A 26,993-nucleotide genomic window follows, 5' to 3' on the forward strand; every position below is an offset into this window, starting at 1 on the left:
AGGGCGTTCGGGTCAGGCCGTTCGGCGCGAGCGCCAGAGCAGCCAGACGAAGTAGGGCGCGCCGACGACCGCGGTGACGAGACCGGCGGGCAGCTGGCCGGGCGCGATCACGGTGCGGCCGATGGTGTCGGCCACGGTGACGAGCAGCGCGCCGAGCAGCGCGGCGAGCGGCAGGACGAGGCCGTGCCGGGCGCCGACGAGGGCCCGCGCGGCGTGCGGCGCCACGAGGCCGACGAACCCGACGACGCCGACGGCCGACACCGCGGTCGCGGTCAGGGCGACGGCGATCGCGAGCAGGCCGAGGCGGGCGCTCCCGAGCCGGACGCCGAGCACCCGGGGGGTGTCGTCGTCGAAGGCGAGCAGGTCGAGCTCGCGGCGCATGCCGGCGAGCACCGGCAGCGAGACCGCGAGCACGACGAGCAGCGGGATCAGCTGCGGGAAGGTGCGGCCGTAGGTCGACCCCGACATCCAGGTCAGCGCCTTCGCCGCGTTGTACGGGTCGGTGGCGATGATGAGCATCGCGACGATCGCCGAGGCCGCGGCGGAGACGCCGAGCCCGACGAGGATCAGCCGGCTGGTGGCGAGCCCTCCGCGCAGCGAGAGCCCGAAGACGATGAGCGCGGCGACCGCGGCGCCGGCGAAGCCGCCGGTCGTGACGCCGACGAACGTCGCGAGCGGCCAGAACGTGATGACGAGCACGGCCCCGACCCCGGCGCCGCCGGTCACGCCGAGGATCGCCGGCTCGGCGAGCGGGTTGCGGGAGACGGCCTGCACCACGGTGCCGGCGACCGCGAGTGCGGCGCCGGCGAGGATCGCGGCGGCCACGCGCGGGGCGCGGGTGTTCATGACGAACTCGACGAGCGGGCCGGCCTGGCCCGTGAGCCAGTTGAGCACGTCGCCGCCGAGCAGCTTCGCGTCGCCGAGCAGGAGCGAGACGAACGCGAGCACGACGAGGAGGACGACGGAGCCGCCGATGACGAGGCGGCGCCCGCGCTGCGACAGCCCGGCGCCGATCACGAAGCCGCTCGCCGCCTCGGAGGTGGCGCGCGAGCGCAGCGCGAGCGCCACCAGGAACACCGCGCCGAAGATCGTGGTCACGATGCCGGTGGGCACCTCGACGCCGGCCTGGCCGCCGAACGCGAGCCGCAGCAGCACGTCGGCCCCGAGCACCACGATGACGCCCATGACGGCAGCGGCCGGGATGAGGAGCACGTGCTTCTGCATGCCGGGGACGCGCACCGCGATGAGCCGGACGATCGCCGGCGCCGAGAGGCCGACGAACCCGATGGGGCCGACCAGGGCGACCGCGGCCGCCGAGAGCAGCACGGCGATCAGGACGCCGATGAGGCGCGTGCGCCGAACGTGGACGCCGAGCACGGTCGCGGTGTCGTCGCCGAGCGCGACGAGGTCGAACTGGCGGGCGAAGACGAGGAGCGCCACGACGGCGACGATCACGACGGGCGCGAGCTGCGCGGCCGGTCCGATGCCGGTCTGGGCGAGGGTGCCCTGGCTCCAGGCGTAGAGGCCGTTGGTGCGCTCGGGGAAGAGGAGCAGCAGCATGGTCGTGAGCGCGGTGAGCGCGAGCGCGATGGCCGAGCCCGCGAGCACGAGCCTGACGGTGCCGCCGCCCGAGCCCGACGAGCGCGAGCCGCCCGCCGAGAGTGCGAGCACGAGGCCGGCCGCCGCGAGTCCGCCGAGGAACGCGACCGCTCCCCCGCCGAGCACGGGCAGCGAGATGCCGAAGGCGGCGACCACGACGACCGCGAGGTACGAGCCGGCGTTCACAGCGAGGGTGTCGGGCGAGGCGAGCACGTTGCGCGACACCGACTGCAGGACGAGGCCCGCGACGCCGAGCGCGATGCCGACGACGACGCCCGCGACCATCCGCGGCATGCGCGACGCGAGGAAGACCGCGGCCGACTGCTCGTCGCCGCCGGTGCCGGTGAGCAGGCCGAGGAGCTCGGGGAGCCCCACGTCGGCCGATCCCTGGGTGACGTGGACGGCGGCGAGCAGCGTCGCGACCACGAGCCCCAGGGCGATGAGCAGCACGGCGCCGAGCCGGGGGCGGCGTTCGCCCCCGGCCGGCGCCGCGACCGTCTCAGCCCGCGAGGGTGCTGACGACCGCATCGATGTAGTCGTTCATCGACGACGGGCCGCCGAACATCCAGATGCCGTCGGGCAGGCGGTGCACGTTGCCGTTCGCGACGAACGGCAGCGACTTCCAGACCGCGTTGTCGGCGAGGTCGACGCCGTACGCGTCGACGCCGTCACCGGTGATGTAGAGGAACTCGAGGTCGCCGAGCCCGGTCAGTCCCTCGACGTCGGTCGAGCCGAGGCCGTAGTCGGCGTCGCCCTCGCCCGTCCACGCGTTCTCGAGGCCGAGCTCCTCGGTCACGGCGGTGAGCAGGGCGCCCTCGGTGAACGGGCGGATCGAGACCTGGCCGCCGCTCGCCCAGGCGTCGCTCATCATGAACTGGGTGCCGGCGAGCCCGGCCTCATCGAGCGCGGCCTTGCCCTCGTCGATCTTCGCGTGGAACTCGGCGAGCAGCTCCTCGCCCTCCTCCTCGGTGCCGGTGAGGGTGGCGATCCGCTCGAGGTTCGTCTCCATCTGGCCGATGGGGTTCGACGCGTCGGCGCCGCGCACCACGAGCACGGGTGCGAACTCCTCGATCTGCGAGATCACGGTCTCGGGCAGGTCGCTCGTGGTGAGCACCACGTCGGGCGCGAGCCCGGCGATCGCGTCGACCGAGGGCTCGCCGCGCATGCCGACGTCGGTCACGCTGTCGTCGAGCTCCTCGGACTGCACCCAGGTGGTGTAGCCGGCCACATCGGCGACACCGGTCGGCATCACGCCGAGCGCGACGAGGTTCTCAGCGGTGTTCCACTCGAGGGCGACGACCTTCTCGGCCGGGGCGTCGAGCGAGATCTCCTCGCCGCGGTCGTCCGTCAGCGTGATCGCGGCGGCGTCGCCACCGGTCGACGCCTCGGGCGTCTCGGTGGTGCCGCAGCCGGTCAGGAGCAGAAGCGACGCCGCAGCGACCGCGCCCAGGGTGATGGCGGGTGTTCTCATGGGGGAGGTTTCCTCACGGATCGGCGCGCGGGCATGACTGACCGCGCGTTGGGGGTGGTGGATGGCGTCGCCGCTAGGCGACGACGAGCCGGTCGGTGCGCTGCCGCGTGTTGTAGCGACCGATGGGACAGGTGGTGATGCAACCGCGCTCGTCGACGTCGACGTCGACGCGGATGCCGTAGGCCGAGCTCAGCACGTCGCTCACGAGCACCTCGGCGGGGGTGCCGACCGCGCGCACGCGACCCGACTCGAGCAGCACGATGCGGTCGGCGATCGCGGCGGCCTGGTCGAGGTCGTGCAGCACCACGCCGATCGTCACGCCGTGCTCGTCGGCGAGTTCTCGGATGAGGTCGAGCAGTTCGACCTGGTAGCGGAGGTCGAGGTACGTGGTCGGCTCGTCGAGCAGCAGCACGCCCGTGTCCTGCGCGAGGCAGGCGGCGAGCCACACCCGCTGCAGTTGCCCGCCCGAGAGCTGGTCGACCGCGTTGCCGGCGAGGTTCGCCACTCCGGTCAGCTCCATGGCGCGGTCGACGATCGCGGCGCCGCCCGCGTCGCCCGTGATGAAGCGCCCGCGGTGCGGGTGGCGGCCGAACTCGACGAGCTCGCGCACCGTCAGGCCGCCGGGCGTGGGCCGGCTCTGCGCGAGGAGCGTGACTCGGCGCGCGAACTCGCGTGCGCTCAGCGTGGCCGCGTCGACGCCGTGCTCGGCGAGGTGGCCGGCCGTCGTGGCGCCGCCCTCGGAGACGGTGTGCGCGTCGCCGTCGGCGAGCAGCACCCGGCCGGAGTCGGGCTGGTGCAGACGCGCGAGCGCCCGCAGCAACGTCGACTTGCCGCTGCCGTTCGGGCCGACGAGCGCGGTGACCTTGCCCGGTTCGAGGTGGAGCTCCGCGCCGTGCACGACGGGCGTGCCGTTGTAGGAGATCGTGAGGTCGAGACCGAGCATGCCTCCACTATAGGTGAGGCTTACCTAAGTGCGTCAACTCGACGTCGTCGCCCGACGTCACCAGAGGGCCGGATGCAGCGCCGCACGACGCACGCGGCGCTCGAGCTGCGCCCCGATCGCGAAGAGCACCGCCTCCCCGCCGGGTCGTCCGATGAGCTGCACGCCGAGCGGCACGCCCGACTCGGTCTCCGTGACCGGAACCGTGATCGCGGGCAGCCCCGAGACGTTCACGAAGGAGGTGAACGGGGTGAACTGCACCTGCTGGGCGAAGTTCCGCTCCCCGTCCTCGGGGTCGTACCAGCCGACCGGTCGCGGCGTGAGCGCGAGGGCCGGCGTCAGCACCGCGTCGTAGGAGGCGAAGCGCCGGATGACGCGTTGCTCGAAGCCCGCGAGCCAGGCCAGGGCCTCGGCGAGCTGCCGGGCCGGCACGGCGCGGCCGCGCCCGAGCAGCCACCGCGTGAGCGGATCGAGGAGCGCCTCGCGCTCGCCGTCGACGGGAATCGTCGCGGCGCCCGCCTGCCAGATCGTGCGGAACGCCTCGGCGTAGCCGGGCTCGGGCGCGGATGCCAGCTCCTCGATGCCGTGGCCGCGGCCCGCGAGCACGTCGACCGCCAGGTCGAGCGCCCCCCGCGATGGCTCGTCGATCGCGATGTCGTAGGCCTCGTCCCACGGGCTGTCGAGCAGCACCCCGAGCTGGAACCGCCCTTCGCCGCGCACCGCGGCGCCGAGGAAGGGCCCGTCGTCGCCGGGCGCACGCACGGCGAAGCGGTGGGCGGCCGGGTAGCCCTCGGGGGCGATGAGCCCGTCGAGGAGCAGCGCCGCGTCGGCGACCGTGCGCGCGATCGGCCCGGCCACGCCGAGTCCGGCGAGGCTCGCGAGCCCCGACCCGCCCGGCACCCGCCCGCGCGAGGGCTTGACCCCGACGAGCCCGCACACCGCGGCCGGGATGCGGATCGAGCCGCCGCCGTCGGAGCCCGGCGCGAACGGCAGCATGCCCGCGGCGACGGCCGCCGCCGCGCCGCCGCTCGATCCGCCGGCGCCGAGCGAGAGGTCCCACGGGTTGCGTGCGGGCGGAGCGGCGAGTCCCTCGGTGTAGGACGGCAGGCCGAACTCGGGCGTCGCCGTCTTGCCGAGGCTCACCGCACCGGCGGCGTCGACCGCCTGCACGAGCTCGTCCGACTCGTCGGGGACGAAGTCGGCGAAGGCGCGCGAGCCGAAGCGCGCCGGCACCCCGGCCCGTCGCTGCAGGTCCTTGTCGGCGAGCGGCATGCCCCAGAGCGGCCTCGCGCGCGGCACCTCGCGCTCGACGAGCCAGGCGCGCTCGAGGGCGGCTTCTCCCGTCACCGTCTCGAAGGCGCCGACCTCGGGGTTCAGCCGCTCGATGCGTTCGAGGTAGTGGCTCGCGAGCTCGACCGGCGACACCCCGCCCCGCTGCAGCAGCTGATGGAGCTCGAGGGCGGTGTGGTCGTGCAGCTCGGTCATGCCGTCGAGCCTACGGCGCGGCGCCCGGCGGAGCGGCACCGGGCGGCGCGGGCGCCCGGCACGGCCGGCCGACGGCGGCGGCCCGTGGCATCCGGCCTACTTCAGCGAGCGCTGCAGCAGCACCGTGCCGAGCCAGCGGTCGAACTTGAACCCGACGCGGCCCATGCGGCCGATCTCGGTGAATCCGAACTTCTCGTGCAGCGCGATCGACGCCTCGGCCCCCTGGTCGGCGATGACCGCGATCATCTCCTTCAGCCCGGCGGCCTTCGAACGCTCGATGAGCTGGCCGAGCAGCACCCGTCCGAGGCCCTTGCCCGACGCGGCGGGGCCCAGGTAGATCGAGTTCTCGACGGTGTAGCGGTAGGCCCGCTTCGGCTTCCAGGGCGCGACGAGGGCGTAGCCGAGCAGCTGCCCCGAGGGCGACTCGGCCACGAGGAACGGCATACCGAGCTCGGTGAGCTGCGCGAACTTCGCGCGCCACTCGGCGAGGGTCATCGCGTCCTCGTCGAAGGTGACCGTGGAGTTCGCGACGTAGTAGTTGTAGATCTCGCGCACCGAGGGCAGGTCGGCCGCCACGGCGTCGCGGATGGCGTACTCGAACGGCGCCTCGGCCGGCGGCTGCGGTCGCAGGTGCCGCGGCAGCACCCGCCGTTCCTGGTATTCCTCTTCGAGCATTCCGCCAGCCTACGTCGCCGAGATCACGCGCGTGTTTCGCGAACCGGATGCCCCGCCGCCGCCTCAGTCCGGCAGGCTCCAGTCGATCGGGGCGGCGCCCTGCTCGACGAGCAGCGCGTTCGCCCGGCTGAACGGGCGCGAGCCGAAGAAGCCGCGCGACGCCGACAGCGGACTCGGATGCGCGGACTCGATCACGGGCGTCGTTCCGAGGAGCGGACGCAACTGCTGCGCGTCGCGCCCCCACAGGATCGCGACGAGGGGGCCGCCGCGCCCCGCGAGCGTGCGGATCGCGTGGTCGGTCACCGGCTCCCAACCCTTGCCGCGGTGCGAGGCCGCCGCGCCGGGGCGCACGGTGAGCACGCGGTTCAGCAGCAGCACGCCGTTCCGGCTCCAGTGGGTGAGGTCGCCATGCGCGGGCGTCTCGACGCCGAGGTCGTCGCGCAGCTCGCGATAGATGTTCTGCAGGCTCCGCGGCAGGGGGCGCACGTGCGGGTCGACCGCGAACGAGAGCCCGATCGGATGCCCCGGGGTGGGGTACGGGTCCTGTCCGACGATGAGCACCCTGACGTCGGCGAGCGGCGCGGCGAAGGCCCGCAGCACGTGCTCGTCGGCCGGCAGCACGGCGTGGCCCGCGGCGCGTTCGGTCTGCACGAACTCGCTCATGCGCGCGAGCTGCGGGGCGACGGGCTCGAGCGCCCCGGCCCAGCCGGGGTCGATGCGGCTCGCGGCGGCGAGCTCGTCGAGCCGCATCGCCGCCATCACGCGCCGATCGTCGAGACCAGCACCCCGCCGTCGGCCGGCAGGACGCGCCAGACGCTGCCCGAGCCCTCGACGCGGAGCCCGCCCTCGCCGACGATGAGCGCCGTGCGCTCGTCGATGCCGAGCGCGCCCTCGACGAGGCCCGACTCGACGGCCGCGACGAGGCGCGACAGCGAGCCGCGCTGGGCGACGTGGGCGTCGATCGACACGTCGACGAGGCCGATGCCCTGCTCGATCTCGAACTCCTCGGCGGGCTGCTCCGGGTCCTCGGGCGCGAGCTGCACCCCGTCGATGCGCGTGCCGCCGCCGAGCGAGCCCTCGGCCGCGACCATCGCGCCGGCGGAGACGCCGAGGTACGGCACTCCCCCGGCGACCTGCCGGCGGAGTTCGCCGAACACCGGTTCGAGCCCGGCCCGCACCTGCTCGACGATGCCGCCGCCGACGACGATGCCGTCGACGTCGGCGAGCGCGGTCGGCGCGACCGGTGCGCCGCCCGGCTGCGCGGTCACGTGCGCGTCGAAGGCGCCGGCCGCGGTGAGGACGTCGACGAGCACGCCGGCCCGCTCGGCGGCCTCGGGGTGGAGGGAGATCACCGCGATGCGCGGGCGCGCACGGCCGGCCGCTCGCGCACGCGCGGCGGCCTCGTCGAGGAACGGTGCGTACAGCGGCGCATCCGCGATCGCGAGGGCGCCGCCCCCGACGAGATGCACGCTCATGCGTCGACCCGAACCGGCGGCTTCGACGACCAGGGGAAGACGATCCAGTCGTCGGTGTCGCGGTAGCTGAAGTCGGGCACGAGGATCGTGCGGGACTTCGTGTAGAGGGTCGCGGTGCGCACCTCGGCGCCGACCTCGGTCAGGAGGTCGAGCACCTTCGCGAGCGTGCGCCCCGAGTCGGAGACATCGTCGACGAGGAGCACGCGCTTGCCTGCGAGCGCCGGGGCGTCGAGCATCGGCGGGTGGACGACGGGCTCGGGCAGCACCTTCTCGATGTCGGTGTAGAACTCGACGTTGATCGAGCCGCACTGCTTCGTGCCGAGGGCGTACGAGATCGCCCCGGCGAGCAGCAGTCCCCCGCGGGCGATGGCGATGACCACGTCGGGCCGGAAGCCCGAGAGGAGCACCTCCCCCGCGAGCGAGCGCGCCGCCTCGCCGAACTGGTCCCAATCGAGGATCTCGCGACGGATGCCGGGGTCGCCGGTCGCCGCGTCATTCGCATCGAACGTCATGGGACAAGGCTAGCCCGCGCGCGTCGTGACGGCGTCAGCGACGGCGCGGGCCGGTCAGCGGCCGGTCTCGTCCGCCGGCGGCTGCCCGGCGTCCTCGATCGCCTCCTGGATCGCGCGCCCCGGGGCCTCCATACCGGTCTCCGCGGCCGCCACGTCGGCGTCGTGGTGGCGCGAGTGGACGCGCCCCACCCGCTCGCCGATGTACGAGATGATCGTCGCCGACGCCGTGCCGACGATGGCGACGCCGCCGAACATCAGGAAGACGGCGTAGAAGCGGCCCTCCGCCGTGATCGGGTACATGTCGCCGTAGCCGACCGTCGCGATCGTGACGATCGCCCACCAGATCGAGTCGCCGAACGTCGTGATGGTCGCGCCGGGGGCGTTGCGCTCGGCCTGCAGGGTGGCGAGGGCGATGAAGTAGATGAAGACGACGGCGTAGGTCGAACCGTAGATGATGATGTTCGCGCGCACCGCCGCTCCGCTGCGACGTTGCAGGTACGGGATGTTGTGCAGGAGGGCCAGTACGCGGAAGGCGCGGAACAGCGGGATGATCGCCGAGAGCATGTCGATCGGGTGCGACCGCACGAACGCCCACCGCCCGCCGCGGGGGGTCAGGGAGATGCGCACGACGACGTCGACGACGAAGACGATCCACGCGGCGAGGAGCGCGATGAAGAGCGGCGAGCCGGGGCCGCGCGGGATCCACGGCGCGAGCACGTAGATCGTGTAGGCGACGATGAAGACCATGCCGAGCACCACGAGCGGAACCGTGGTGCGGCGCTCCCAGGCCTCGCGACGGGGTGCAGGCGCCTCAGCGGCCACGCTCACCCCTCCTCGTCCGAGCGGACCGCGAGCCGGCCCTTGGCCAGGCGGTACGGCGCGGCCTGGGCGACCGGCTTCACGACGATGAGGTCGAGGTCGACGTGGCGGGGCTTCTGCACCGCGTCGGCGACGACGCCCGCGATGTCCTCGGCGGTCAGCGGCTCGGGCACGTCGTCGTACACGGCGTCGGCGCGGGCCCGGTCGCCGCCGAACCGCACGAGGGCGAACTCGTCGGTCTTGACCATGCCGGGCGCCACCTCGATGACCCGCAGCGGCTCGCCGTTGAGTTCGAGGCGCAGCACCTCGGTGAGCGCATGGGCGGCGAACTTGGCCGCGTTGTAGCCGCCGCCGCCGGCGTAGGCGACGTGCCCGGCGATGGAGGTGATGTTGACGATGTCGGCGACGCCGCGCTCGACGGCGCCACGGCGCAGCAGCGGTAGGAGCGCGCTCGTCACCCGCTTGAGCGCGAGCACGTTCACCTCGAACATCCACGCCCAGTCGTCGATCGAGGAGGCCTCGACCGAGTCGAGCCCCTTCGCCCCGCCCGCGTTGTTGACGAGTGCGTGCACGGGCCCGGTCGCGGCGAGGTGGTCGCGCAGCGCGTCGACGTCGGCCTGCTTCGTGAGGTCGGCGACGAACACGGATGCCCCGGTCTCGGCTGCGAGCTCGCGCAGCCGGTCTTCGCGGCGGGCGACGCCCACCACGTCCCATCCGGCGTCGCGCAGCGCGGTGACGGTCGCACGACCGATGCCCGAACTCGCACCCGTCACGACCGCCCGCAGATTCGCCATGCGCCCATTCTGCCCGCATTCGGGGCGCCGGCGCGGGAACGCCGGCGACCGATCCGCGACCCCGTCGCACGCCGAGGGGTACGGATCGGCGCCGGCGCGGAGCCGTGCGGGATCAGGTCACCTGGAATGTGGCGCTCTTGGCGAGCCGGGTGTACCCGTCGTCCGCGAAGAAGCGGAACTCGTATGTCCCGCGCGAGTACGGCGCGGTGAACGCGATCGTGGCCGAGATGAGCCCGGTCGCGGGCGGGGTGGTGGTCGAGCCGTCGAGGTACTTCTCGACGACGCCGCCGGCCTGATCGGAGTCGCTCGCGCGGTACAGCCCCACCCAGTCGCGCCGGCCGCCGGGCCCGCCCGTCACGGTCGCCCGGATCGTGCCGCCGCGAACGACCGAGGTGCGATCAGCCGTGACGGCGGCGCCCGGCGTCGGGGTCGGCGTGGGCGTCGGCCCGCCGGAGCTCATGGGCTCCTCCATCGTCACGCAGTGCGCCCCGCCCCCGCCCTCGCCCATGAGGACGTCGAGGTTCAGCTGCACGCACGGGCGCCCGAAGGCCGCGGCGAGCGCGTCGCGCGCCGCCGCGTCGGTGGTCGCGTCGCCGAACTGGGCGGTGATGACCGATCCTGAGGCCACGATGCAGTTGAGATATCCGTCGAAGAACGTCGACTGCTGGGCCTGCGGGATGCGCGGGAGCGAGGCGGGCCCGTAGATGGTGGTGACCTGCAGCTGCCGCCCTTTGGCGTCGGTCGACGAGGCGAGGAGGTTGCGGGTCGCGATCGCCGACTGCGACCAGACACTGGTCGGCCGTGCGGGGTTGCTGAGCTGGACGATCACCTTGCCCGGCGCGGTGAAGAGCACGGTCGCGTCGATGTGGTCGTCGGTGATGTCCTGCCCGGAGACTCCCTGGCACCAGATCATCTTGGTCGCGCCGTACACGCGGAGGAGCTCGGCCTCGATCTGGGCCTCCGTCTTGCCCGGGTTCCGCGCCGAGTCGACCCACGAGCTGCGGTTGGCGATGAGGGTGCCGTCGCCGTCGGCGATGACGCCGCCGCCCTCGCCGACGACGCTCGCCGCGGTGAAGGCGATGCCGTTGTAGGCGGCCATCCGCTCGGCCACGAGCGCGTCCTTGGCGTGCGTCTGCTCGTTGCCCCATCCGTTGAAGTTCAGTCCGATGGCATCGAGGCCTCCCGCGCCGTCGGTGCGGAACACCGCGCCGGAGTCGCGCATCCAGCAGTCGTTGACCGGGATCGAGCTGATCACCGTGACGGCGGCGCTCACCCGGCTGCGCGCGGCGCTCGCGGCGGTCGCGCCGTCGGCGAGCATGATGACGGGGGTGGTCTTCACGATCTCGTCGGCGATCTTGGCGATGTCGCCCTGGATGCCCGAGAGGAGGCTCCCCCAGATCGAGGTGCTGGAGGGCCAGGCCATCCAGATCCGCTTGAGCGGGCCGGCCTCGCCGGGCACGGCGAACGAGCCCGCCGCCTGCGCGGGGTCGACCGCCGTCAGGAGCCTGGCACTCGTCGCCGCCGCCATGACGCCGAGCGCCGCGAGCCCGGCGCCGGCCAGGAACCGCCTGCGCGGATGGCCCGTGGTGGTGCGGTCGTCGCTGTCGTGTTCGGTCACGCTGCTTCCTTCCCTCGTCCACGCCGTCGTGGAGGTCGAGCCCGGCATCCGGGCATTAATTGGATTTCATCCAACTAATGCGACCACACTCACGCCGATTCGCGGCGATGTCAAGCGATTCGGAGAATCCGGCCCGCCGACCGGCCGTGGAGCAGGCCGACCGACCGCTTCGCGGCGGCGCCCGCGGCGCCGTGCGGTTGAATGGACTGATGCACACGAGGCTCGAACCCCGGAAGCCGACGCGCAAGCGGGTCCCCCTCTGGGACAACGCGAGGTGGATCGCGATCACGCTCGTCGTGATCGGCCACGGCATCCTCCCCCTCATCGCCGAGTCGGACTCGGCGTACAGCGTCTACCTGTTCATCTATTCGTTCCACGTCGCCGTGTTCGTCACGGTGAGCGGCTACTTCGCGAAGTCCGGCCCGCCGAACGCCCGAGCGCTCAAGCAGGTCCTCACCGACATCGTCTTCCCGTTCCTGATCTTCGAGACGATCTGGACGGTGATCAGGTGGATCCTCGGCGGTGGGTTCGACCTCGACTACACGACCGCGTCGTGGACGCTGTGGTTCCTCATCGCGCTCGCGATCTGGCGCATCGTCCTGCCGTACCTCGTGCTGCTGCGGTTCCCGCTCCTCATCGCGATCGTCATCTCGATCGGCGCCGGGTACACCGAGACGATCGACTCGACCTTCGCCCTCACGCGCACCTTCGGCATGCTGCCCTTCTTCGTCTTCGGGTGGAAGGTCCGGCAGTGGCAGCTCACGGGCCGCTGGCTCGAGCTCCGGGCCGCCGTCGCCTGGCGCTGGCGGGCCGGCGCGATCGCGCTCTTCGCGCTCGTGCTGGCGTTCATGCCGATGACGATCGAGACGCTGCGCGACCTGAAGCTGCGGCGCTTCATGCTCTACGACGAGTCGTACGAGGCGATCGGCTACGACGAGCCCTGGTCCGGCGGCATCCGCCTCGTCCTGCTCCTCTCCGCGATGGTGCTCGCCGTCGCCTTTCTCGTGCTGATGCCGCGGAGCGCGCACTGGTTCACCCCGTTCGGCGGCGCGACGATGTACATCTACCTGCTGCACACCTTCGTGCTCTTCCCCTTCCGCGAGACCGAGCTGCTCGCGGGCGATCAGCCGTTCTGGGTGCTTCCCGCGATGATCCTGTTCTGCATCGGCATCTCGGTCGTGCTCTCCCTGAAGCCGGTGCGCCGGGTGTTCCGGCCGCTCGTCGAGCCGCGGGCACGCTGGCTCTTCCGCCCCGAGCCGTCGACCGCGACCGGAACGCTCGTGCTGCCGCCCGACCCCGAGCGGCACTGAGGTCGCGCCGCTGCCCGTGACGCCGTGTTGCGGGGTCCGTTGCCCGCGCCGCCGCGCCCGCCTAACGTGACTGCAACACCCGCGGCCCCGCCGCCACCCGACTTCTGAGGAGCCACCCATGAGCGACACCGCCGCCTGGCGTTTCGAGACCAAGCAGGTCCACTCGGGCGCCGCCCCCGACCCCGTGACGAAGGCGCGCGCGACGCCGATCTACCAGACCACCTCGTACGTGTTCGACAGCGCCGAGCACGCGCAGAACCTGTTCGCGCTCGCCGAGTTCGGCAACATCTACACCCGCATCCAGAACCCGACCCAGGCGGTCGCCGAAGAGCGCATCGCCGCGCTCGAGGGCGGCACGGGCGCACTCCTCGTCGCCTCGGGCCAGGCGGCCGAGACCTTCGCCGTGCTGAACATCGCGCAGGCCGGCGACCACATCGTCTCGTCGTCGTCGATCTACGGCGGCACCTACAACCTCTTCAAGTACACGCTCGCGAAGCTCGGCATCGAGACGACCTTCGTCGAGAACCAGGACGACGCCGAGGAGTGGCGTCGCGCGGTGCGGCCCAACACGAAGCTCTTCTTCGCCGAGACCATCGGCAACCCGAAGATCAACGTGCTCGACATCGGCCTCGTCTCGACCGTCGCCCACGAGGCCGGCCTGCCCCTCATCGTCGACAACACCATCGCGACGCCCTACCTCATCCGCCCGTTCGAGCACGGCGCCGATATCGTCGTCCACTCGGCGACGAAGTTCCTCGGCGGTCACGGCACCGTCGTCGGGGGCGTCATCGTCGACGGCGGCAAGTTCGAGTGGTCGAAGAACGTCGAGAAGTTCCCCGGACTCACGGAGCCCGACCCCTCGTATCACGGCGCGAGCTACACCGCGGCGGTCGGCGACGGCCTCGCCTACATCATCAAGGCGCGCGTGCAGCTGCTCCGCGACCTCGGCGCGGCGATCGCGCCGAACAACGCGTGGCAGCTCATCCAGGGCATCGAGACGCTCTCGCTGCGCGTCGAGCGCCACGTGCAGAACGCGCAGGAGATCGCCGAGTGGCTCGACGACCACGCCGACGTCGCGAGCGTGAACTACTCGGGCCTGCCGTCGAGCCCCTGGTACGCGGCCGCCAACACCTACGCCCCCAAGGGCGTCGGCGCGGTGCTCTCGTTCGAGCTCAAGGGCGGCGTCGACGCCGGTCGCGCGCTCGTCGACAACCTCTCGCTGTTCTCGCACCTCGCGAACATCGGCGACGTCCGTTCGCTCGTCATCCACCCGGCGTCGACGACGCACTCGCAGCTGACCCCCGAGCAGCAGCTCACGACCGGCGTCACGCCGGGCCTCGTGCGTCTCTCGGTCGGCATCGAGAACATCGACGACCTCAAGGCCGACCTCGAGGCCGGCTTCGCGGCGGCCCGCGCGGCGACCGAGGCGGCGCGCGTCTGACGCGCCCCGAACGCACGGCGGATGCCGCGAGCCGACCCCGGCTCGCGGCATCCGCCGTCTCGGGCGGCGTAACAATGGGGCGCCGGGCGCCGGGGACGCGGGAGAATCGACACATGGATTGGCAGACGACGGCCGACGCGGTTCCCGCGAGCATCGTGCCCGCTGCGGGCGCCCTCGCGCTGCTCGGCCGCGCCCCTGCGACGGGCGCGTGGCGCGAGGGCGACGCGGTCGGCGACCGCCGGTTCGTCGGCATCGGCGACCTCGCGCTCGAGTCCGGGCGCGAGCTCCCCGGGGTCCGCATCGCCTACGAGCAGTGGGGGGCGCTCTCGCCCGAGCGCGACAACGCCGTGCTCGTCCTGCACGCCCTCACCGGCGACAGCCACGTGATCGGGCAGGCCGGCCCTGGGCACCCCAGTGCGGGCTGGTGGCGCGGCGTCGTCGGCCCCGGACTCGCGATCGACACCGACCGCTACTTCGTGGTGGCGCCGAACGTGCTCGGGGGCTGCCAGGGCTCGACCGGCCCGGCCTCGCTCGCGCCCGACCGCAGCGAGTGGGGCGCCCGGTTCCCGTTCCTCACCATCCGCGACCAGGTGCGGGCGCAGATCGCCTTCGCCCGGGCGATCGGCATCGATCGATTCGCCGCCGTCGTGGGCGGCTCGATGGGCGCCATGCACGTGCTCGAGTGGGCGATCGAGGCCCCCGAGGCCGTCGAACGCATCGCGGTGCTCGCCGCGCCGGCCGCGACCACCGCCGACCAGATCGCCCTGAACTCGGTGCAGATCGAGGCCGTCCGCACCGATCCGGCGTTCGCCGCCGGCGCGTTCTACGACGCGCCCGACGGCGAGGGCCCCACCCGCGGGCTCGCGCTCGCCCGCCGCATGGCGATGCTGAACTACCGCACCGCCGCCGAGCTCAACGACCGGTTCGAGCGCAGCTGGCAGTCCGAGCTCGACCCGCTCGGCGGCGACGGGCGCTTCGCGGTCGAGTCGTACCTCGACTTCCACGGCAACAAGTTCACCCGGCGCTTCGACGCGAACAGCTACATCGTGCTCACCGAGTCGATGAACTCGCACGACGTCGGGCGCGGGCGCGGCGGGGTGGCGGCGGCGCTCGCGCAGGTGCAGGCGAAGAGCCTCGTCCTCGGCATCGACAGCGACCGCTACTTCCCGCTCGCCGGGCAGCGCGAGATCGCCGCACTCCTTCCGCACAGCGTGCACGGGCCCGAGCCGGTCGTCATCGCCTCGGAGTTCGGCCACGACGCCTTCCTCATCGAGGACGATGCGGTCGGCGCCGAGCTCGCCCGGCTGCTCGCCGCCTAGTCGCCGGCGTCTCGAAACGCCTCGATCCGCGCCGATCGGGGCGCGACTCGACTACAGTTCGAGGTGACGGACGCCCCGAGCTGCGAACCGTCGTCGCCGAGGGGGTGACATGAAGCGCATCCACAAGGAGCGCGACCGGCTGCTGCGCAGGCTCGCGCGCATCGCCGGACTCACCGGTGCGCTCGGCACGCTCGCATGCATGTTCATCCCCGGTGCGTCGACGACGCTCGAGTTCGCGCTCGTCGTGCTGCTGTCGCTGGCCGCCGCCGTGCTGGTCGTCGTGCACTCGCTGCACGGAAACGTGATGGCCGCGCTCGGCGTCGTCGCGGCGGCGCTCGCCACGGTCGCCGTCCTCGGCAGCGCCCCGGTCATCGATCCGGTCGCGATCGCCGCGATCTCGCTCGCCTCCGCGGTCACGGCGCCCTCCGTCGCGATCACGCTCGTCGTCCGGCGCGACGGCGTGCCGCTCGTGGGCGGCCTCGCCGCACTGTTCCTCGTCGCCGTGGGCCTCATCGCCCTCGCCGGGCACCCGATGACGACGGTCGTGCTCGCGACCGTCGCGGGCTGGGCCGTCGGAGCCACCCTCGGAACCGTCGTCGATCACGCCATCGCCGGAGCCGCCGAGCGCATCGAGGAGGTCGGGCGCGCGCACGAGGCCGAACGCCTGGCGAGCGAGCTCGAGTCGCGACAGCGCCAGGACGCGCGGGTGCTGCACGACACGGTGCTCGCCACGCTCAGCCTGCTCGCCCACTCGGGTGTCGGAGTCGGCTCCGCGGCGCTCCGCCAGCAGGCGGGCGACGACGCACGCCTGCTCAAGCAGCTGCGCCTCGGCGCACCGCTCGACAACGCCTCGAACGCGATCTTCTCCCCCGACTCCGACGACGACATGCTCAGCACCACCTTCGAGTCGGTCAGGCAGCGTTTCGCCCGGATGGGGCTCGACGTGAACTGGCACGGCGTCGGGCAGCTCGCGCTGCCCCGAGAGACCCTGGACGCGCTGCTCGGCGCGCTCGGCGAGTGCCTCGAGAACGTCCGCAGGCACTCGGGCGTCAACGAGGCGGATGTCACGGTCAGCGACGACGACCGCACGGTGCGGGCGATGGTGACCGACGCCGGGCACGGCTTCGAGCCCGAGTCGATCGGGGCCGCGCGCCTCGGCTACGCCGAGTCGGTCGTGGGCCGCCTGAACACCGTCGGCGGGCGGGCGCGCATCTTCTCCTCGCCCGGCTCGGGCACCACGGTGATGCTGGAGGTGCCGAAGCCGTGAGCACCGGGACGATCGAGACGGGCGGGCTCCCGGGCTTCCGCCGCCCGAGGCGCACCGCGCGCGCCGTCGGCGACGTGCGCGAGCGCCACGGCGGACGACGCCTGGCGACCGGCATCACGATCGCCGCGGCGATCATCATCCTGTGGCACCTGACGCGCGCGATCCTGCTCGCGCCGGTCTTCCCGCCCGGGGCGAGCCCGTGGGGCGCCTGGCTCGCGGTCCTCGCGATCCTCGCCGCGGGCGTCGTCTCGCGCATCTTCTCCCGCGCCCAGCCGTTGCCCGACGTGCTCTACGCAGTGCTGCTCGCCGCGCTCGCCGTTCCCGTGTGGCTCGACGTCTCGGCGACCTGGGGGTCGCTCCACCTCGGCATCACGCCGACCGCCGCGGCGGCGACGGGCGCCGTGCTGATGCCCGTGGCCGCGATCCGCGGCACCCGCGTCTCCCTCGTCGTCGCCTCCGCCATCGGCACGGTGCTCCTGATCGCGACGCTCCTGCAGGCCTCGTCGGCGGGGCCCTACACGGCGACCGGCATCTCCGTCGCCGCCTCGGCGGTGCTCCCGCTCGTCCTCGCCGTGGTCGCGACCCGCGGCTTCCGCCGGCTCGTCGGGCGCGAGCTCGACCTCTCGATCGTGCAGTCCACGGTCTCGACGCCGCGTGCCGCGTTCGGCATGCGCGCCTCGGAGGAACTGGCGCAGCTCGACTTCGATGCCGAGACGCTGCTCGACGATGTCGGCTCGGGGCGCATCGCCATCCCGCTGCCCGCGGCCGATGCCGAGCGCGCCGGCCGCCTCGCCGCGGCGCTGCGACTCCGCCTCATCGCCGGCCGCACCGACACGTGGCTCCGCCACGCGGTGACGGAGTCGGCCTACCTGAACGATCGGGTCGTCGTCGACGACCCGGAAGGCTCGGCGGGCCTCCTCGCGCAGGAGCAGCGCGACAACCTGCTGCTCGCGCTGTGGCTCCTCGTCGGCGAGCGCCGCAAGGGCCAGCCCGAGCCGATCCAGGTCGTCGTCTCCACGCCCGACGGCGACGACGACGGCGAGCACCATTCCCCCGTGGTGCGTCTCGTGATCGAGGTCTCCGGCGTCGTCCGACGACGTCTGGACCCCGCGACGTGGGATGCTGTCGGTAGTGTCGGATCACACGACGTCGTCGCGGGGTCCGATTCCTTCCGCATCGAAATCGAATGCCGGACGGACCCGACCGTTCCGGTGAGTGCGTCGGCCGACGAGTCGGCCCGTCCGAGGGGAAGCTGAATGCCCGACATCGCTCCACCGATCCGCCTGGCGATCGTCGACGATCACCGCATGCTGCTCGGCGCCCTGACCGAGTGGCTCCGCGGTGCCTCCGCCGAGATCGAACTCGTCGCCGCCGTCCCCTCGTGGTCCGAACTGCTCGCCCACCCCGACTTCCCCGTCGACGTGGTGCTGCTCGACCTCGACCTGCGCGACAACATCCCGATCTCGCTGAAGCTCTCCATGCTGAAGTCGGCCGAGGTGCAGACGATGCTCATGAGCAACTACTCCGAGCCGGCCGTCGTGCGCGAGGCGCTGAGCGCGGGCGCGATGGGGTACCTCATCAAGTCCGAGCCCGTCGAGTCGATCATCGAGGCGATCCGGTCGGCGCGCCAGGGCGAGTCGTACCTGACCCCCGAGCTCGAGGCGGCGCTGCTCGACGACGGCACCCTGCCGAAGCTGTCCGCCCAGGAGCGCCGCGTGATGGCGCTGTACGGCGCCGGCCAGCCGGTGAAGGCCGTCGCGTTCCAGCTGGGCATCTCGGAGGAGACGGCGAAGAGCTACCTCAAGCGCATCCGCGAGAAGTACCGCGCGGCCGGCTACGACGTCGGCACCAAGGTGGCGCTGCGCAAGCGGGCGATCGCCGACGGCATCCTGCTGCAGTCCGACTGACGCTCGCGCACGGACGGTCCGAGCGCGCCGCGCCGGCGGTTGCTCTGCTGAGCCGGCGCGCCGCCTGCGCTGCCTGCGCTGCGCGAGGCTCAGTCGATCGCGGGGGTCGCTCCCGTCGCGTACGGCACCGCGTGGCCGCGCCGCTGGCGCGAGCGGTCGAGGGCGAAGCTCGCGAGCGCGAGCGCGATCCCGGCGATGGTCAGCACGAGGCCGACCCAGATCGGCGCAACGTAGCCGAATCCGGCGGCGATCACGGTGCCGCCGAGCAGCGCGCCGAGGCTGTTGCCGACGTTGAGGGCCGAGTGGTTCAGCGCCGCGGCGATCGATTGGCTGTCGCGGGCGACGTCCATGAGGCGGGTCTGGATGGTCGGCGCGAGCGCCGAGGAGGTCGCGCCGATGAGGAACGCACCGGCGAAGAGGCCCGCGGCCCACTGCGCGGTGAGCGCGAGCAGGGCGAGCGAGAGCGCGAGCGCGACGAAGGCGCCGTACATCGTGCGCCGCACGCTCCAGTCGGCCAGGCGTCCGCCGACGAGGTTGCCGACCGTCATGCCGAGGCCGGTCGAGACGAGCACGAGCGGCACGGCAGCGGCCGCGAGGCCCGTGACCTCGGTCGCGAGCGGCGCGATGTAGCTGTACATCGCGAAGAAGCCGCCGAAGCCGATGGCGCCGATCGCGATCGCGAACCACACCTGGGGCCGCGTGAACGCGCCGAGCTCGCGCCGGACGCTGGCGTCGGGGTCGCCCGGCTGCCAGGGCACCGCGGCGAGCACGGCCACGAAGGTGAGCGCGAAGATCGCGGCGACCGCGAGGTAGGCGATGCGCCAGCCGGCCGCCTGCCCGAGCCAGGTGATCGCGGGCACGCCGATGACGTTGGCGATGGTGAGACCCGAGAGCACGAGGGCGACGCCGCGGGCGCGCTTGCCCGGGCCCATGAGGCTCGCCGCGACGAGGGAGGCGATGCCGAAGTAGGCGCCGTGCGGCAGCGCGGAGAGGAACCGGGCGACGAGCACGAGCTCGAAGCTCGGCAGCAGCGCCGAGGCGATGGTGCCGAGGGTGAACGCGGCGACGAGGGCGAGCAGGAGCCGCCGGCGCGGCCAGCGTGCGGCCACCGCCGCGATCGTCGGCGCGCCGACGACCACGCCGAGCGCATAGGCCGAGATGATCCATCCGGCGGTCGCGTTCGCCGCGTCGGGCGAGGCCGCGTAGGTGCCGGGCAGCAGGTCGGCCGCGATGTTCGGCAGGAGCCCCATGGCGACGAACTCGGTCGATCCGATGCCGAATCCGCCCAGGGCGAGCGCGAGCAGCGCGAAGCGGGTGCGTGCCGGCGACAGGGTCGTCGGTTCGTCGGGGGCGTGGGTCACCGAGCGATTCTCTCACAGAAATCGAATCGATTCGAGCCCGCCGTCGACGACGACGCGGACGACGCATCCCCGACGTCGCCGCCCGATCGCCTCAGCCCCGCGCGTCGGCTGCGTCGGCCGCGTCGATCGCGGTCTCGAGCCGATCGATCTTCGCGTCGAGCTCGCCCGAGTAGCCCGGACGGAGGTCGGCCTTCAGCACGAGCGAGACCCGGGAGCCGTACTCGCCGACGGCCTCGGTCGCGCGACGCACGACGTCGAACACCTCGTCCCACTCGCCCTCGATCTCGGTGAACATCGAGGTCGTGCGGTTCGGCAGCCCCGATTCGCGGACGATCCTGACCGCCGCGGCGACGGCGTCGTGCACTGAGCCGTCGGCGCGGCCCGTGCCGCTCGGCGCGACGGAGAACGCCACCAGCATGCTGCCTCCCCGGCGGGTGCGATCGATCGGTCGCTCAGCTCGTCGTGAGCGCGGCATCCCGCCTGCTGCCAGCCTGCCACACGACGACGAGCGACCAGACGAGCAGGGCGACGAGCAGCGCGACCTTCATCGTGAGCAGGAACACGAACGCCGGGTCGGCGATGAGGAGCCACCCGTACCAGTAGGGGTAGATGATCTGCGTGAGCAGCGCGACCGCGGCGGCGAGCAGCGCGGGTGCGGCGAAGCGCGCCGGTCGCAGCACGAGCCCGAGGATGACGGGTGCCGCGAGCCAGGTGGCGAACTGGGGCGAGCCGACCTTGTTGGCGAGCATCAGCACGACGACGAAGGCGAGCGAGAGCGGGGCCATGAGCACGACGAATCGCGCACCGCGACGGACCGCCCGTGCGCCGAGCCCGGCGACGACGAGCGCCGCGACGAGCATGAGGGGCGTCGTGAGCGCGGCTGCGACGTCGGCCCCCGGTCCGACGATCTGGAAGGTGAGGATGTCCCGCGAGTACTCGATCGAGACGTCCTGCGCGCCGGCGACGATCCGCCAGAGCCAGAACACCGCGGCGGGAGCCTCGATCTGGAGCCCGCGACCGGTCTGCTCGGCGATGAAGCCGAACGCGTTCGTGCCGGCACCGGCGAGCAGGCTGACGCCGATGATCGCGGCGCTCAGCGAGAGCGCGATCGTCACGACCTCGCCGCGCCGGCGCGAGACGACGACGAGCGCGGCCACGAGCGCGGCCGGCCACACCTTGATCCACGCCCCGATCGTCAGCAGCGTCGCCGCGACCCGGGGCCGGCCGCCGGCCCACAGGAGCCCGGCGATCGCGAACGGCACGGTCACCGCGTCGATCCGGCCGAGCGCGATCGGCCCGAGGAGGGCGAGGAACCCGAGCCACCACCACGCCGCCGCCCGTCGCGGACGGGAGAGCGCCGCGCGGCCGAGCAGGATCGAGAAGGCGATGGCGTCGAGGAGGATGACGATGGCGAGCCATGACTGGGCCATGTACGCCTCGCCGAACGCGAGCGCCGCCGCCATCGGCGCGAACGCGAGGATCGGGTAGACCCAGGGCGCGTCGATGCCCATGCGCAGCCAGCCGTGCGAGGCGTTCTCGGCCCAGAGCCGATAGACGCCCGTGACGTCGCCCATCGGGTAGCCCGGGGCCGAGAGGTTCAGCCAGGCCAGCAGCAGGTGCACGGCGGCGAAGGCCGTCCAGAGGGCGCCGCGGCCGGCGAGGGCACGTCGGACTCGGGCAGCGGATGTCTCGCGCTCGCCTCCCCCGGTCACGCGTCGAGCCTAGCCGAGCGTCATATTCCGCCACGCGCACCCGCCGCGTGGGCGGGATCGGGGATGCTGGACGACGACGGACCCCGGGAGGCCACCATGACTCGACGCACGAACACCCGACGCACGCTCGCCGCATTCGCCCTGGTCGCGTCGTCGGCGCTCGCGCTCGCGGGCTGCGCCTCCGCCGGCTCGGGCGACGACGGAGCACCGGCGGCGGGCGACGGCCACGTCACGGCGGGCAAGCTCACGATCGGCACGGGCGAGCCCGCCTACTTCCCGTGGGTGGTCGACGACGCCCCCGAGAACGGCGAGGGCTTCGAGGCGGCCGTGGCCTACGCCGTCGCCGAGCAGCTCGGCTACGACGACGACGACGTCGTCTGGGTGCGCACGACCTTCGACCAGGCCATCGCGCCGGGCCCGAAGGCGTTCGACCTCAACCTCCAGCAGTTCTCGATCACCGAGGAGCGCGCGGCGAACGTCGACTTCTCGTCGCCGTACTACGCAACGACCCAGGTCGTCATCACGGTCACCGGCTCTCCCGCCTCGGGCGCCACGTCGATCGCCGAGCTGAAGGAGCTCAACGTCGGCGCGCAGACCGGCACGACGAGCCTCGACGCCGTCGAGGAGATCATCGAGCCGACCGCCGGTGCGAGCGTCTTCAACACGAACGACGACGCGAAGCTCGCGCTGCAGAACGGCACCGTCGACGCCATCGTCGTCGACCTGCCGACCGCGTTCTACCTGACCGGCGCAGAGCTCGACGGCGGCGAGATCATCGGGCAGCTGCCCGAGACCTCGGCCGGCGGCGACGAGTTCGGCTTCGTGCTCGCGAAGGACTCGCCGCTCACCGCCGAGGTGACCGCCGCGGTCGACGCGCTCCGGGCCGACGGCACCCTCGACGCCCTCGCGGAGGAGTGGCTCGGCGGCGAGGGCGCGGCACCGGTCCTCGAGTGATCCTCCGGCCGACCGCGGGGCGCCGAGGCATCCCCGTGCTGCCGCGAGCGTGGTCGTCGTGACCACGACGCGCCCCGACGACGCCGACGCGACCGCGTGGCGGCCGAGTGCGCTCGAACTCGACCGACGCGCGTTCCGGCGGCGGCAGACCCGGCGCTCGGTGCTGATCAGCGCGGGCTCGACCGTCGTCTTCGCCGCGCTGCTCGGCTGGGCCCTCATCGGCTCGCCGGGCTGGGCTGCAGTGCAGCAGTCGTTCTTCGACCCCGAGGTCGCGATCGCGTCGCTCCCCCGCATCCTCGAGGGCCTCTGGCTGAACGTCCAGGTGCTCGTCGCGGCGAGCATCGGCGTGCTGGTCTTCGCCCTGGTGCTCGCGACGCTCCGCACGCTCCGCGGCCCGGTGTTCTTCCCGCTGCGGGCGCTCGCGGCCGGCTACACCGACCTGTTCCGCGGGGTCCCGCTGCTCATCGTGCTCTACCTCGTGGGCTACGGCATCCCCGGCCTCGACTTCTTCCCGCCGCTGCCCGTGGCGTTCTGGGGAACGATCGCCCTCATCCTGACCTACTCGGCGTACGTCTCGGAGGTGTTCCGGGCCGGCATCGAGGCGGTGCATCCCTCGCAGCGCCTCGCCGCGCGGTCGCTCGGCCTGAGCCACGGCCAGACCATGCGGCGCGTCGTCCTGCCGCAGGCGATGCGCAAGGTGACCCCGGCCCTCATGAACGACTTCGTCGCGATGCAGAAGGACGTCGGGCTCATCTCGGTGCTCGGCGCGGTCGACGCCGTGCGCGCGGCCCAGATCGAGACCGCCCACTACTTCAACTTCACCCCGTACGTCGTCGCGGGCCTGCTGTTCGTGCTGCTCGCCTGGCCGATGATCCGGCTCACCGACTGGGTGACCGCGCGCATGCGGGAGCGCGAGCAGATCGGCAGCATCGTATGACCGCGACGACCGAACCCCTCCTCCGCCTCCGCGGCATCCGGCGCGCCTTCGGCGACACGGTCGTGCTCGACGGCATCGACCTCGAGGTGGACGCGCACGAGGTCGTGGCGCTCATCGGCGCGAGCGGCTCGGGCAAGTCGACCCTGCTGCGCTCCATCAACCTCCTGGAGCCGATCGACGACGGCGTCATCATGCTGCGCGGCGACGACATCAGCGATCCCCGCGTCGACGCCGACGCGGTGCGCGCGCGCATCGGCGTCGTGTTCCAGCACTACAACCTCTTCCCGCACCTCAGCGTGCTCGACAACGTGACGCTCGCCTCCCGTCTCGTGCACCGGAGGCCCCGGCGCGAGGCCGAGCGCCGAGGCCGGGAGCTGCTCGACTCGGTGGGCCTCGCCGAGTTCGCGGACGCGTTCCCCGACCGGCTCTCGGGCGGCCAGCAGCAGCGGGCCGCGATCGTGCGGGCGATCGCGGGCGACCCCGAACTGCTGCTCCTCGACGAGGTGACGAGCGCGCTCGACCCCGCCCTCGTCGGCGAGGTGCTCGAGCTCGTCCGCTCGCTCGCCGAGCGCGGCACGACGATCGTGATGGCGACCCACGAGATGGCCTTCGCGCGCGACGTCGCCGACCGCGTCGTCCTGCTCGACGGCGGTCGCATCCTCGAGCAGGCGCCGGCCGCCGAGTTCTTCGCATCGCCGCGCGAGCGGCGGACGCGCGAGTTCCTGTCGCGCTTCCTCGACGGCTGAGCACCGCCTCCGGGCCCGGCGCCGAGCCTCAGCGCTGCAGCAGCCCGCCGATCACCTGCGGCACCGTCGCGGCGATGTCGAGCGCGGCGACGGGCCCGCCGTCGACCGCGGCGCTCGCGCGACGCGCGGCCTCCCCGTGGATCCACGCGGCGGTGGCGGCGAGCTTCGTCAGCGCCTCGGCGTTCACCGCGAGCTCCTGGTGATGGGTCGCGACGAGCGCGCCGAGGACGCCGCCGAGCACGTCGCCGGTGCCGGCGCTCGCGAGCCAATGCGTCGGCGCGGTGACCCTGTAACGGTCGCCGTCGGGATCGGCGACGTAGGTCACCGCCCCCTTCAGCAGCACCGCGACGCCGAGCTCGCGCGCGGCCCGGTCGGCCCACCCGGCCGGGTCGGCCCGCACCTCGGCGAGGGTCACGTCGACCTCGCGGGTGACGAGCAGGTTCGCGAGCTCGCGCGCGTGCGGGGTGATCACGGTGGGCGCGGTGTGGGTGCCGACGAGGTCGAGCGCTCCGGCATCGAGCACGACGGGCAGGCGGGAGGCGAGTGCGTGCTGCAGGTCGCCCTGCAGCATGAACGAACGCCGGCCCGGGTCGATGCCCGAGCCGATGAGCCAGGCCTGCACGCGCCCCGAGACCGTGACGGTCTCGGGCCGGCGCAGCAGCACGGCGGCGCGCACGCCGCGCGGCCCGGTGTAGCGGACCATGCCGACGCCGGCGCGGGTCGCGGCCTCGACCCCGAGCACCGCCGCCCCGGGGTAGTCGGGCGAGCCGGTGATCACACCGAGCACGCCCCGCGTGTACTTGTCGTCGCCCGCGCCGGGGGCCCTCACCCAGCCGGCCGCCTCGTCGGCGGTCCATTCCTGCCACGGTTCGCCCATATACCAACGATAGGTTGAGCAGGATGACTCCGACAGCCCTCCCCCCGATCAGCCTCTCGCCCTCGGTCGTCGTCTTCGACTACGGCGAGGTGATCTCCCGCGAGCCGAGCGAGGCCGATCGGGCCGCGCTCCTCGCCCGCGCCGGCGTGCCGGCCGACGAGTTCTGGGGCGCGTACTGGGCGCATCGAGAGGGCCTCGACCGCGGGACGACCTCGATCGCCCGCTACTGGCAGGCGGTCGCCCACGACACCGGGGCGACGTGGGGCTCGCTCGACGTGCACGAGCTGTGGGCGATCGACCACCGCAGCTGGCTGTCGGTCGATCCCGGCACCCTCGCGGTGCTGCACGCCCTGGTCGACGGCGGCACGCGGATCGCGCTCCTCTCGAACGCCGGCGCCGACTTCTCGGGCTGGCTCCGCCACGGTTCGTTCGCGCCGCTCTTCGACCGGGTGTTCGTCAGCGGCGAGCTCGAGCTCGTGAAGCCCGAGGTCGCGATCTACGAGCACGTCATCGGCGCGCTGGCGATCGAGCCGGCGCAGCTCCTCTTCGTCGACAACCGGTCCGAGAACGTCGAGGGCGCCCGCGCGGTCGGCGGCGACGGGCACGTCTTCACGGATGCCCCGGCGCTCGAGCGCTGGCTCCGGAGCCTCGCGTGAGCGCGCCCGGGTCCGCAGGCCCCGCGCTCTTCCGCCCGATCACGGTCCGCGGGCTCGAGATCCGCAACCGCGTCTGGGTGCCGCCGCTCTGCCAGTACTCGGTCACGGCGCGCGACGGGGTGCCGCACGACTGGCACCTCGTGCACCTCGGCGCGATGGCCGCGGGCGGCGCCGGGCTCGTGGTCGCCGAGGCGACGGCGGTCAGCCCCGAGGGCCGCATCTCCGATCACGACACGGGGCTCTGGAACGACGCGCAGGCCGAGGCGTGGTCGCGGATCACCCGCTTCATCCGGTCGCAGGGCGCCGCCTCCGGCATCCAGCTCGCGCACGCCGGGCGCAAGGCCTCGGTCTGGCCCGAGCCGATGCGACGACGGGGCTCGCAACCGCTCGACGAGGGCGGCTGGCCGACCGTGTCGGCCTCGGCCGTCGCGTTCGACGGCTACCGGGAGCCGCTGGCGCTCGACGAGGCCGGCATCGCCCGCGTGATCGACGACTTCCGGTCGGCGGCCCGACGCGCGGTCGAGGCCGGGTTCGACCTCGTCGAGGTCCACGCCGCGCACGGGTACCTCGTGCACCAGTTCCTCTCTCCGCTGTCGAACCTGCGCGACGACCGCTGGGGCGGAAGCCTCGAGAACCGGGCCCGGCTCCTCCTCGAGATCGTGCGTGCGGTGCGCGCCGAGATCGGCGAGGAGATGCCGCTGTTCGTGCGGTTCTCGGCGACCGACTGGGTGCCCGGCGGCTGGGACGAGGACCAGACCTCCGTCGTGGTCGCGTGGGCCAAGGACGCGGGCGCCGACTTCTTCGACATCTCGACGGGCGGACTCGTCGCCGCGGCCGACATCCCGGTCGCGCCGGGGTACCAGGCGCACTTCGCCGAGTACGTCGGCGAGCACACCGAGGCCGCGGTCTCGGCCGTCGGACGCATCACCGACGCCCGTCACGCCGAGCGGCTCGTCGCCGAGGGCCGCGCCGACGCCGTCATGTTCGGCAAGGCGATGATGCGCGACCCGCACTTCGCGATGCGGGCCGCGCACGAGCTCGACGCGGGCACCTCGATGTGGCCCCCGCAGTACCTGCGGGCGAGGCCCGAGCACAACGACGGCGAGTGGTGACGACGA

The 26,993-nt window shown here is 73.0% G+C and carries 26 protein-coding genes; 11 read left to right on the plus strand and 15 right to left on the minus strand.

Going from position 1 to position 26,993, the window contains the following annotated elements; all coding sequences use genetic code 11:
• Positions 1-12 precede the first annotated feature (12 nt).
• The 11 genes from ACFVTH_RS18130 to ACFVTH_RS18180 form a co-directional block, all read right to left on the minus strand.
• Complete coding sequence (locus ACFVTH_RS18130) at positions 13-2,127, minus strand: iron ABC transporter permease (RefSeq protein ID WP_387093993.1); 2,115 nt, start codon at positions 2,125-2,127, stop codon at positions 13-15.
• Positions 2,099-3,070 carry an ABC transporter substrate-binding protein gene (locus ACFVTH_RS18135; RefSeq protein WP_387093996.1) on the minus strand — a complete coding sequence of 324 codons (972 nt, stop codon included), beginning with the start codon at positions 3,068-3,070 and terminating at the stop codon, positions 2,099-2,101. The genes ACFVTH_RS18130 and ACFVTH_RS18135 overlap by 29 nt, the downstream gene beginning before the upstream one ends.
• A 73-nt stretch (positions 3,071-3,143) precedes the next feature.
• On the minus strand, positions 3,144-4,013 hold the full coding sequence (locus ACFVTH_RS18140) for an ABC transporter ATP-binding protein (protein WP_387093998.1): 870 nt from the start codon (positions 4,011-4,013) through the stop codon (positions 3,144-3,146).
• 57 nt (positions 4,014-4,070) lie between these two features.
• Positions 4,071-5,495, minus strand: coding sequence for an amidase (locus ACFVTH_RS18145; RefSeq protein ID WP_387094001.1), 1,425 nt, complete (start codon positions 5,493-5,495; stop codon positions 4,071-4,073).
• A 96-nt stretch (positions 5,496-5,591) separates the two neighbouring features.
• Entirely contained in the window at positions 5,592-6,170 is a 579-nt protein-coding gene (locus tag ACFVTH_RS18150) for a GNAT family N-acetyltransferase (protein ID WP_387094004.1), read from the minus strand.
• Positions 6,171-6,233: 63 nt separating this feature from the next.
• Positions 6,234-6,929 carry a uracil-DNA glycosylase gene (locus ACFVTH_RS18155; protein WP_387094238.1) on the minus strand — a complete coding sequence of 232 codons (696 nt, stop codon included), beginning with the start codon at positions 6,927-6,929 and terminating at the stop codon, positions 6,234-6,236.
• Complete coding sequence (locus ACFVTH_RS18160) at positions 6,929-7,645, minus strand: Type 1 glutamine amidotransferase-like domain-containing protein (RefSeq protein WP_387094007.1); 717 nt, start codon at positions 7,643-7,645, stop codon at positions 6,929-6,931. Before ACFVTH_RS18160 ends, ACFVTH_RS18155 begins: the two co-directional genes overlap by 1 nt.
• Positions 7,642-8,157: a phosphoribosyltransferase gene (locus tag ACFVTH_RS18165; RefSeq protein ID WP_386941906.1), complete on the minus strand. Its 516-nt coding sequence runs from the start codon at positions 8,155-8,157 to the stop codon at positions 7,642-7,644. Before ACFVTH_RS18165 ends, ACFVTH_RS18160 begins: the two co-directional genes overlap by 4 nt.
• A gap of 54 nt (positions 8,158-8,211) precedes the next feature.
• The gene (locus ACFVTH_RS18170) at positions 8,212-8,979 is read right to left on the minus strand and encodes a potassium channel family protein (protein ID WP_387094010.1); all 768 of its coding nucleotides are present in this window, start codon (positions 8,977-8,979) and stop codon (positions 8,212-8,214) included.
• Between the two features lie 2 nt (positions 8,980-8,981).
• Positions 8,982-9,770 carry an SDR family oxidoreductase gene (locus ACFVTH_RS18175; protein WP_387094012.1) on the minus strand — a complete coding sequence of 263 codons (789 nt, stop codon included), beginning with the start codon at positions 9,768-9,770 and terminating at the stop codon, positions 8,982-8,984.
• 112 nt (positions 9,771-9,882) lie between these two features.
• Positions 9,883-11,388: an agmatine/peptidylarginine deiminase gene (locus ACFVTH_RS18180; protein WP_387094014.1), complete on the minus strand. Its 1,506-nt coding sequence runs from the start codon at positions 11,386-11,388 to the stop codon at positions 9,883-9,885.
• A gap of 209 nt (positions 11,389-11,597) precedes the next feature.
• Between ACFVTH_RS18180 and ACFVTH_RS18185 the strand changes: the two genes are divergently transcribed.
• From ACFVTH_RS18185 to ACFVTH_RS18210, 6 genes are all read left to right on the plus strand, one after another.
• Positions 11,598-12,698, plus strand: coding sequence for an acyltransferase family protein (locus ACFVTH_RS18185; RefSeq protein WP_387094017.1), 1,101 nt, complete (start codon positions 11,598-11,600; stop codon positions 12,696-12,698).
• A gap of 118 nt (positions 12,699-12,816) precedes the next feature.
• Positions 12,817-14,139: a bifunctional o-acetylhomoserine/o-acetylserine sulfhydrylase gene (locus ACFVTH_RS18190; protein ID WP_387094020.1), complete on the plus strand. Its 1,323-nt coding sequence runs from the start codon at positions 12,817-12,819 to the stop codon at positions 14,137-14,139.
• Positions 14,140-14,252: 113 nt separating this feature from the next.
• The gene (locus ACFVTH_RS18195) at positions 14,253-15,458 is read left to right on the plus strand and encodes a homoserine O-acetyltransferase (protein ID WP_387094023.1); all 1,206 of its coding nucleotides are present in this window, start codon (positions 14,253-14,255) and stop codon (positions 15,456-15,458) included.
• 109 nt (positions 15,459-15,567) lie between these two features.
• The gene (locus ACFVTH_RS18200) at positions 15,568-16,725 is read left to right on the plus strand and encodes a sensor histidine kinase (protein WP_387094026.1); all 1,158 of its coding nucleotides are present in this window, start codon (positions 15,568-15,570) and stop codon (positions 16,723-16,725) included.
• Positions 16,722-17,981 carry a hypothetical protein gene (locus tag ACFVTH_RS18205; RefSeq protein ID WP_387094029.1) on the plus strand — a complete coding sequence of 420 codons (1,260 nt, stop codon included), beginning with the start codon at positions 16,722-16,724 and terminating at the stop codon, positions 17,979-17,981. The genes ACFVTH_RS18200 and ACFVTH_RS18205 overlap by 4 nt, the downstream gene beginning before the upstream one ends.
• Positions 17,982-18,632: a response regulator gene (locus tag ACFVTH_RS18210; RefSeq protein ID WP_386941898.1), complete on the plus strand. Its 651-nt coding sequence runs from the start codon at positions 17,982-17,984 to the stop codon at positions 18,630-18,632. It abuts the gene before it with no gap.
• Between the two features lie 89 nt (positions 18,633-18,721).
• Here the strand turns inward: ACFVTH_RS18210 and ACFVTH_RS18215 are convergent, their stop codons facing one another.
• The 3 genes from ACFVTH_RS18215 to ACFVTH_RS18225 all read right to left on the minus strand — a co-directional run bounded on the left by ACFVTH_RS18215 (position 18,722) and on the right by ACFVTH_RS18225 (position 21,705).
• On the minus strand, positions 18,722-19,993 hold the full coding sequence (locus ACFVTH_RS18215; RefSeq protein ID WP_387094032.1) for an MFS transporter: 1,272 nt from the start codon (positions 19,991-19,993) through the stop codon (positions 18,722-18,724).
• 91 nt (positions 19,994-20,084) lie between these two features.
• The gene (locus tag ACFVTH_RS18220) at positions 20,085-20,411 is read right to left on the minus strand and encodes an MTH1187 family thiamine-binding protein (protein ID WP_387094035.1); all 327 of its coding nucleotides are present in this window, start codon (positions 20,409-20,411) and stop codon (positions 20,085-20,087) included.
• A 34-nt stretch (positions 20,412-20,445) separates the two neighbouring features.
• Positions 20,446-21,705 (minus strand): glycosyltransferase 87 family protein, encoded by a 1,260-nt coding sequence (locus tag ACFVTH_RS18225; protein ID WP_387094037.1) that lies wholly within the window; start codon positions 21,703-21,705, stop codon positions 20,446-20,448.
• A 96-nt stretch (positions 21,706-21,801) separates the two neighbouring features.
• Here ACFVTH_RS18225 and ACFVTH_RS18230 point away from each other — a divergent pair, with 96 nt between their 5' ends.
• From ACFVTH_RS18230 to ACFVTH_RS18240, 3 genes are read left to right on the plus strand one after another with little or no spacing between them, the layout of a single operon-like run.
• Positions 21,802-22,659, plus strand: a complete 858-nt coding sequence (locus ACFVTH_RS18230; RefSeq protein WP_387094040.1) for a transporter substrate-binding domain-containing protein — start codon at positions 21,802-21,804, stop codon at positions 22,657-22,659.
• 58 nt (positions 22,660-22,717) lie between these two features.
• Positions 22,718-23,596 carry an amino acid ABC transporter permease gene (locus ACFVTH_RS18235; RefSeq protein WP_387094043.1) on the plus strand — a complete coding sequence of 293 codons (879 nt, stop codon included), beginning with the start codon at positions 22,718-22,720 and terminating at the stop codon, positions 23,594-23,596.
• Complete coding sequence (locus ACFVTH_RS18240; protein WP_387094046.1) at positions 23,593-24,342, plus strand: amino acid ABC transporter ATP-binding protein; 750 nt, start codon at positions 23,593-23,595, stop codon at positions 24,340-24,342. Before ACFVTH_RS18235 ends, ACFVTH_RS18240 begins: the two co-directional genes overlap by 4 nt.
• Before the next feature lie 28 nt (positions 24,343-24,370).
• Here the strand turns inward: ACFVTH_RS18240 and ACFVTH_RS18245 are convergent, their stop codons facing one another.
• The gene (locus ACFVTH_RS18245; RefSeq protein WP_387094049.1) at positions 24,371-25,219 is read right to left on the minus strand and encodes an NAD(P)H-hydrate dehydratase; all 849 of its coding nucleotides are present in this window, start codon (positions 25,217-25,219) and stop codon (positions 24,371-24,373) included.
• A gap of 23 nt (positions 25,220-25,242) precedes the next feature.
• On the opposite strand from ACFVTH_RS18245, the gene ACFVTH_RS18250 reads away from it, so the two are divergent.
• Together ACFVTH_RS18250 and ACFVTH_RS18255 are read left to right on the plus strand one after the other, a co-directional pair.
• A complete protein-coding gene (locus tag ACFVTH_RS18250) occupies positions 25,243-25,875 on the plus strand; it encodes an HAD family hydrolase (protein WP_387094052.1) in 633 nt (210 codons plus the stop codon).
• Positions 25,872-26,987 (plus strand): NADH:flavin oxidoreductase/NADH oxidase, encoded by a 1,116-nt coding sequence (locus ACFVTH_RS18255; RefSeq protein WP_387094055.1) that lies wholly within the window; start codon positions 25,872-25,874, stop codon positions 26,985-26,987. The genes ACFVTH_RS18250 and ACFVTH_RS18255 overlap by 4 nt, the downstream gene beginning before the upstream one ends.
• Positions 26,988-26,993: the final 6 nt, after the last annotated feature.

The sequence above is a fragment of the Agromyces sp. NPDC058104 genome (assembly GCF_042884835.1).
Classification (GTDB): domain Bacteria; phylum Actinomycetota; class Actinomycetes; order Actinomycetales; family Microbacteriaceae; genus Agromyces.

Excerpts from the sequence above, each read along its gene's own strand:
- ACFVTH_RS18130 (WP_387093993.1), bottom strand. The coding sequence starts at position 2,127 with ATGCGGTCGTCAGCACCCTCGCGGGCTGAGACGGTCGCGGCGCCGGCC.
- ACFVTH_RS18135 (WP_387093996.1), bottom strand. The coding sequence starts at position 3,070 with ATGAGAACACCCGCCATCACCCTGGGCGCGGTCGCTGCGGCGTCGCTT.
- ACFVTH_RS18140 (WP_387093998.1), bottom strand. The coding sequence starts at position 4,013 with ATGCTCGGTCTCGACCTCACGATCTCCTACAACGGCACGCCCGTCGTG.
- ACFVTH_RS18145 (WP_387094001.1), bottom strand. The coding sequence starts at position 5,495 with ATGACCGAGCTGCACGACCACACCGCCCTCGAGCTCCATCAGCTGCTG.
- ACFVTH_RS18150 (WP_387094004.1), bottom strand. The coding sequence starts at position 6,170 with ATGCTCGAAGAGGAATACCAGGAACGGCGGGTGCTGCCGCGGCACCTG.
- ACFVTH_RS18155 (WP_387094238.1), bottom strand. The coding sequence starts at position 6,929 with ATGGCGGCGATGCGGCTCGACGAGCTCGCCGCCGCGAGCCGCATCGAC.
- ACFVTH_RS18160 (WP_387094007.1), bottom strand. The coding sequence starts at position 7,645 with ATGAGCGTGCATCTCGTCGGGGGCGGCGCCCTCGCGATCGCGGATGCG.
- ACFVTH_RS18165 (WP_386941906.1), bottom strand. The coding sequence starts at position 8,157 with ATGACGTTCGATGCGAATGACGCGGCGACCGGCGACCCCGGCATCCGT.
- ACFVTH_RS18175 (WP_387094012.1), bottom strand. The coding sequence starts at position 9,770 with ATGGCGAATCTGCGGGCGGTCGTGACGGGTGCGAGTTCGGGCATCGGT.
- ACFVTH_RS18185 (WP_387094017.1), top strand. The coding sequence starts at position 11,598 with ATGCACACGAGGCTCGAACCCCGGAAGCCGACGCGCAAGCGGGTCCCC.
- ACFVTH_RS18190 (WP_387094020.1), top strand. The coding sequence starts at position 12,817 with ATGAGCGACACCGCCGCCTGGCGTTTCGAGACCAAGCAGGTCCACTCG.
- ACFVTH_RS18195 (WP_387094023.1), top strand. The coding sequence starts at position 14,253 with ATGGATTGGCAGACGACGGCCGACGCGGTTCCCGCGAGCATCGTGCCC.
- ACFVTH_RS18200 (WP_387094026.1), top strand. The coding sequence starts at position 15,568 with ATGAAGCGCATCCACAAGGAGCGCGACCGGCTGCTGCGCAGGCTCGCG.
- ACFVTH_RS18210 (WP_386941898.1), top strand. The coding sequence starts at position 17,982 with ATGCCCGACATCGCTCCACCGATCCGCCTGGCGATCGTCGACGATCAC.
- ACFVTH_RS18220 (WP_387094035.1), bottom strand. The coding sequence starts at position 20,411 with ATGCTGGTGGCGTTCTCCGTCGCGCCGAGCGGCACGGGCCGCGCCGAC.
- ACFVTH_RS18230 (WP_387094040.1), top strand. The coding sequence starts at position 21,802 with ATGACTCGACGCACGAACACCCGACGCACGCTCGCCGCATTCGCCCTG.
- ACFVTH_RS18240 (WP_387094046.1), top strand. The coding sequence starts at position 23,593 with ATGACCGCGACGACCGAACCCCTCCTCCGCCTCCGCGGCATCCGGCGC.
- ACFVTH_RS18245 (WP_387094049.1), bottom strand. The coding sequence starts at position 25,219 with ATGGGCGAACCGTGGCAGGAATGGACCGCCGACGAGGCGGCCGGCTGG.
- ACFVTH_RS18250 (WP_387094052.1), top strand. The coding sequence starts at position 25,243 with ATGACTCCGACAGCCCTCCCCCCGATCAGCCTCTCGCCCTCGGTCGTC.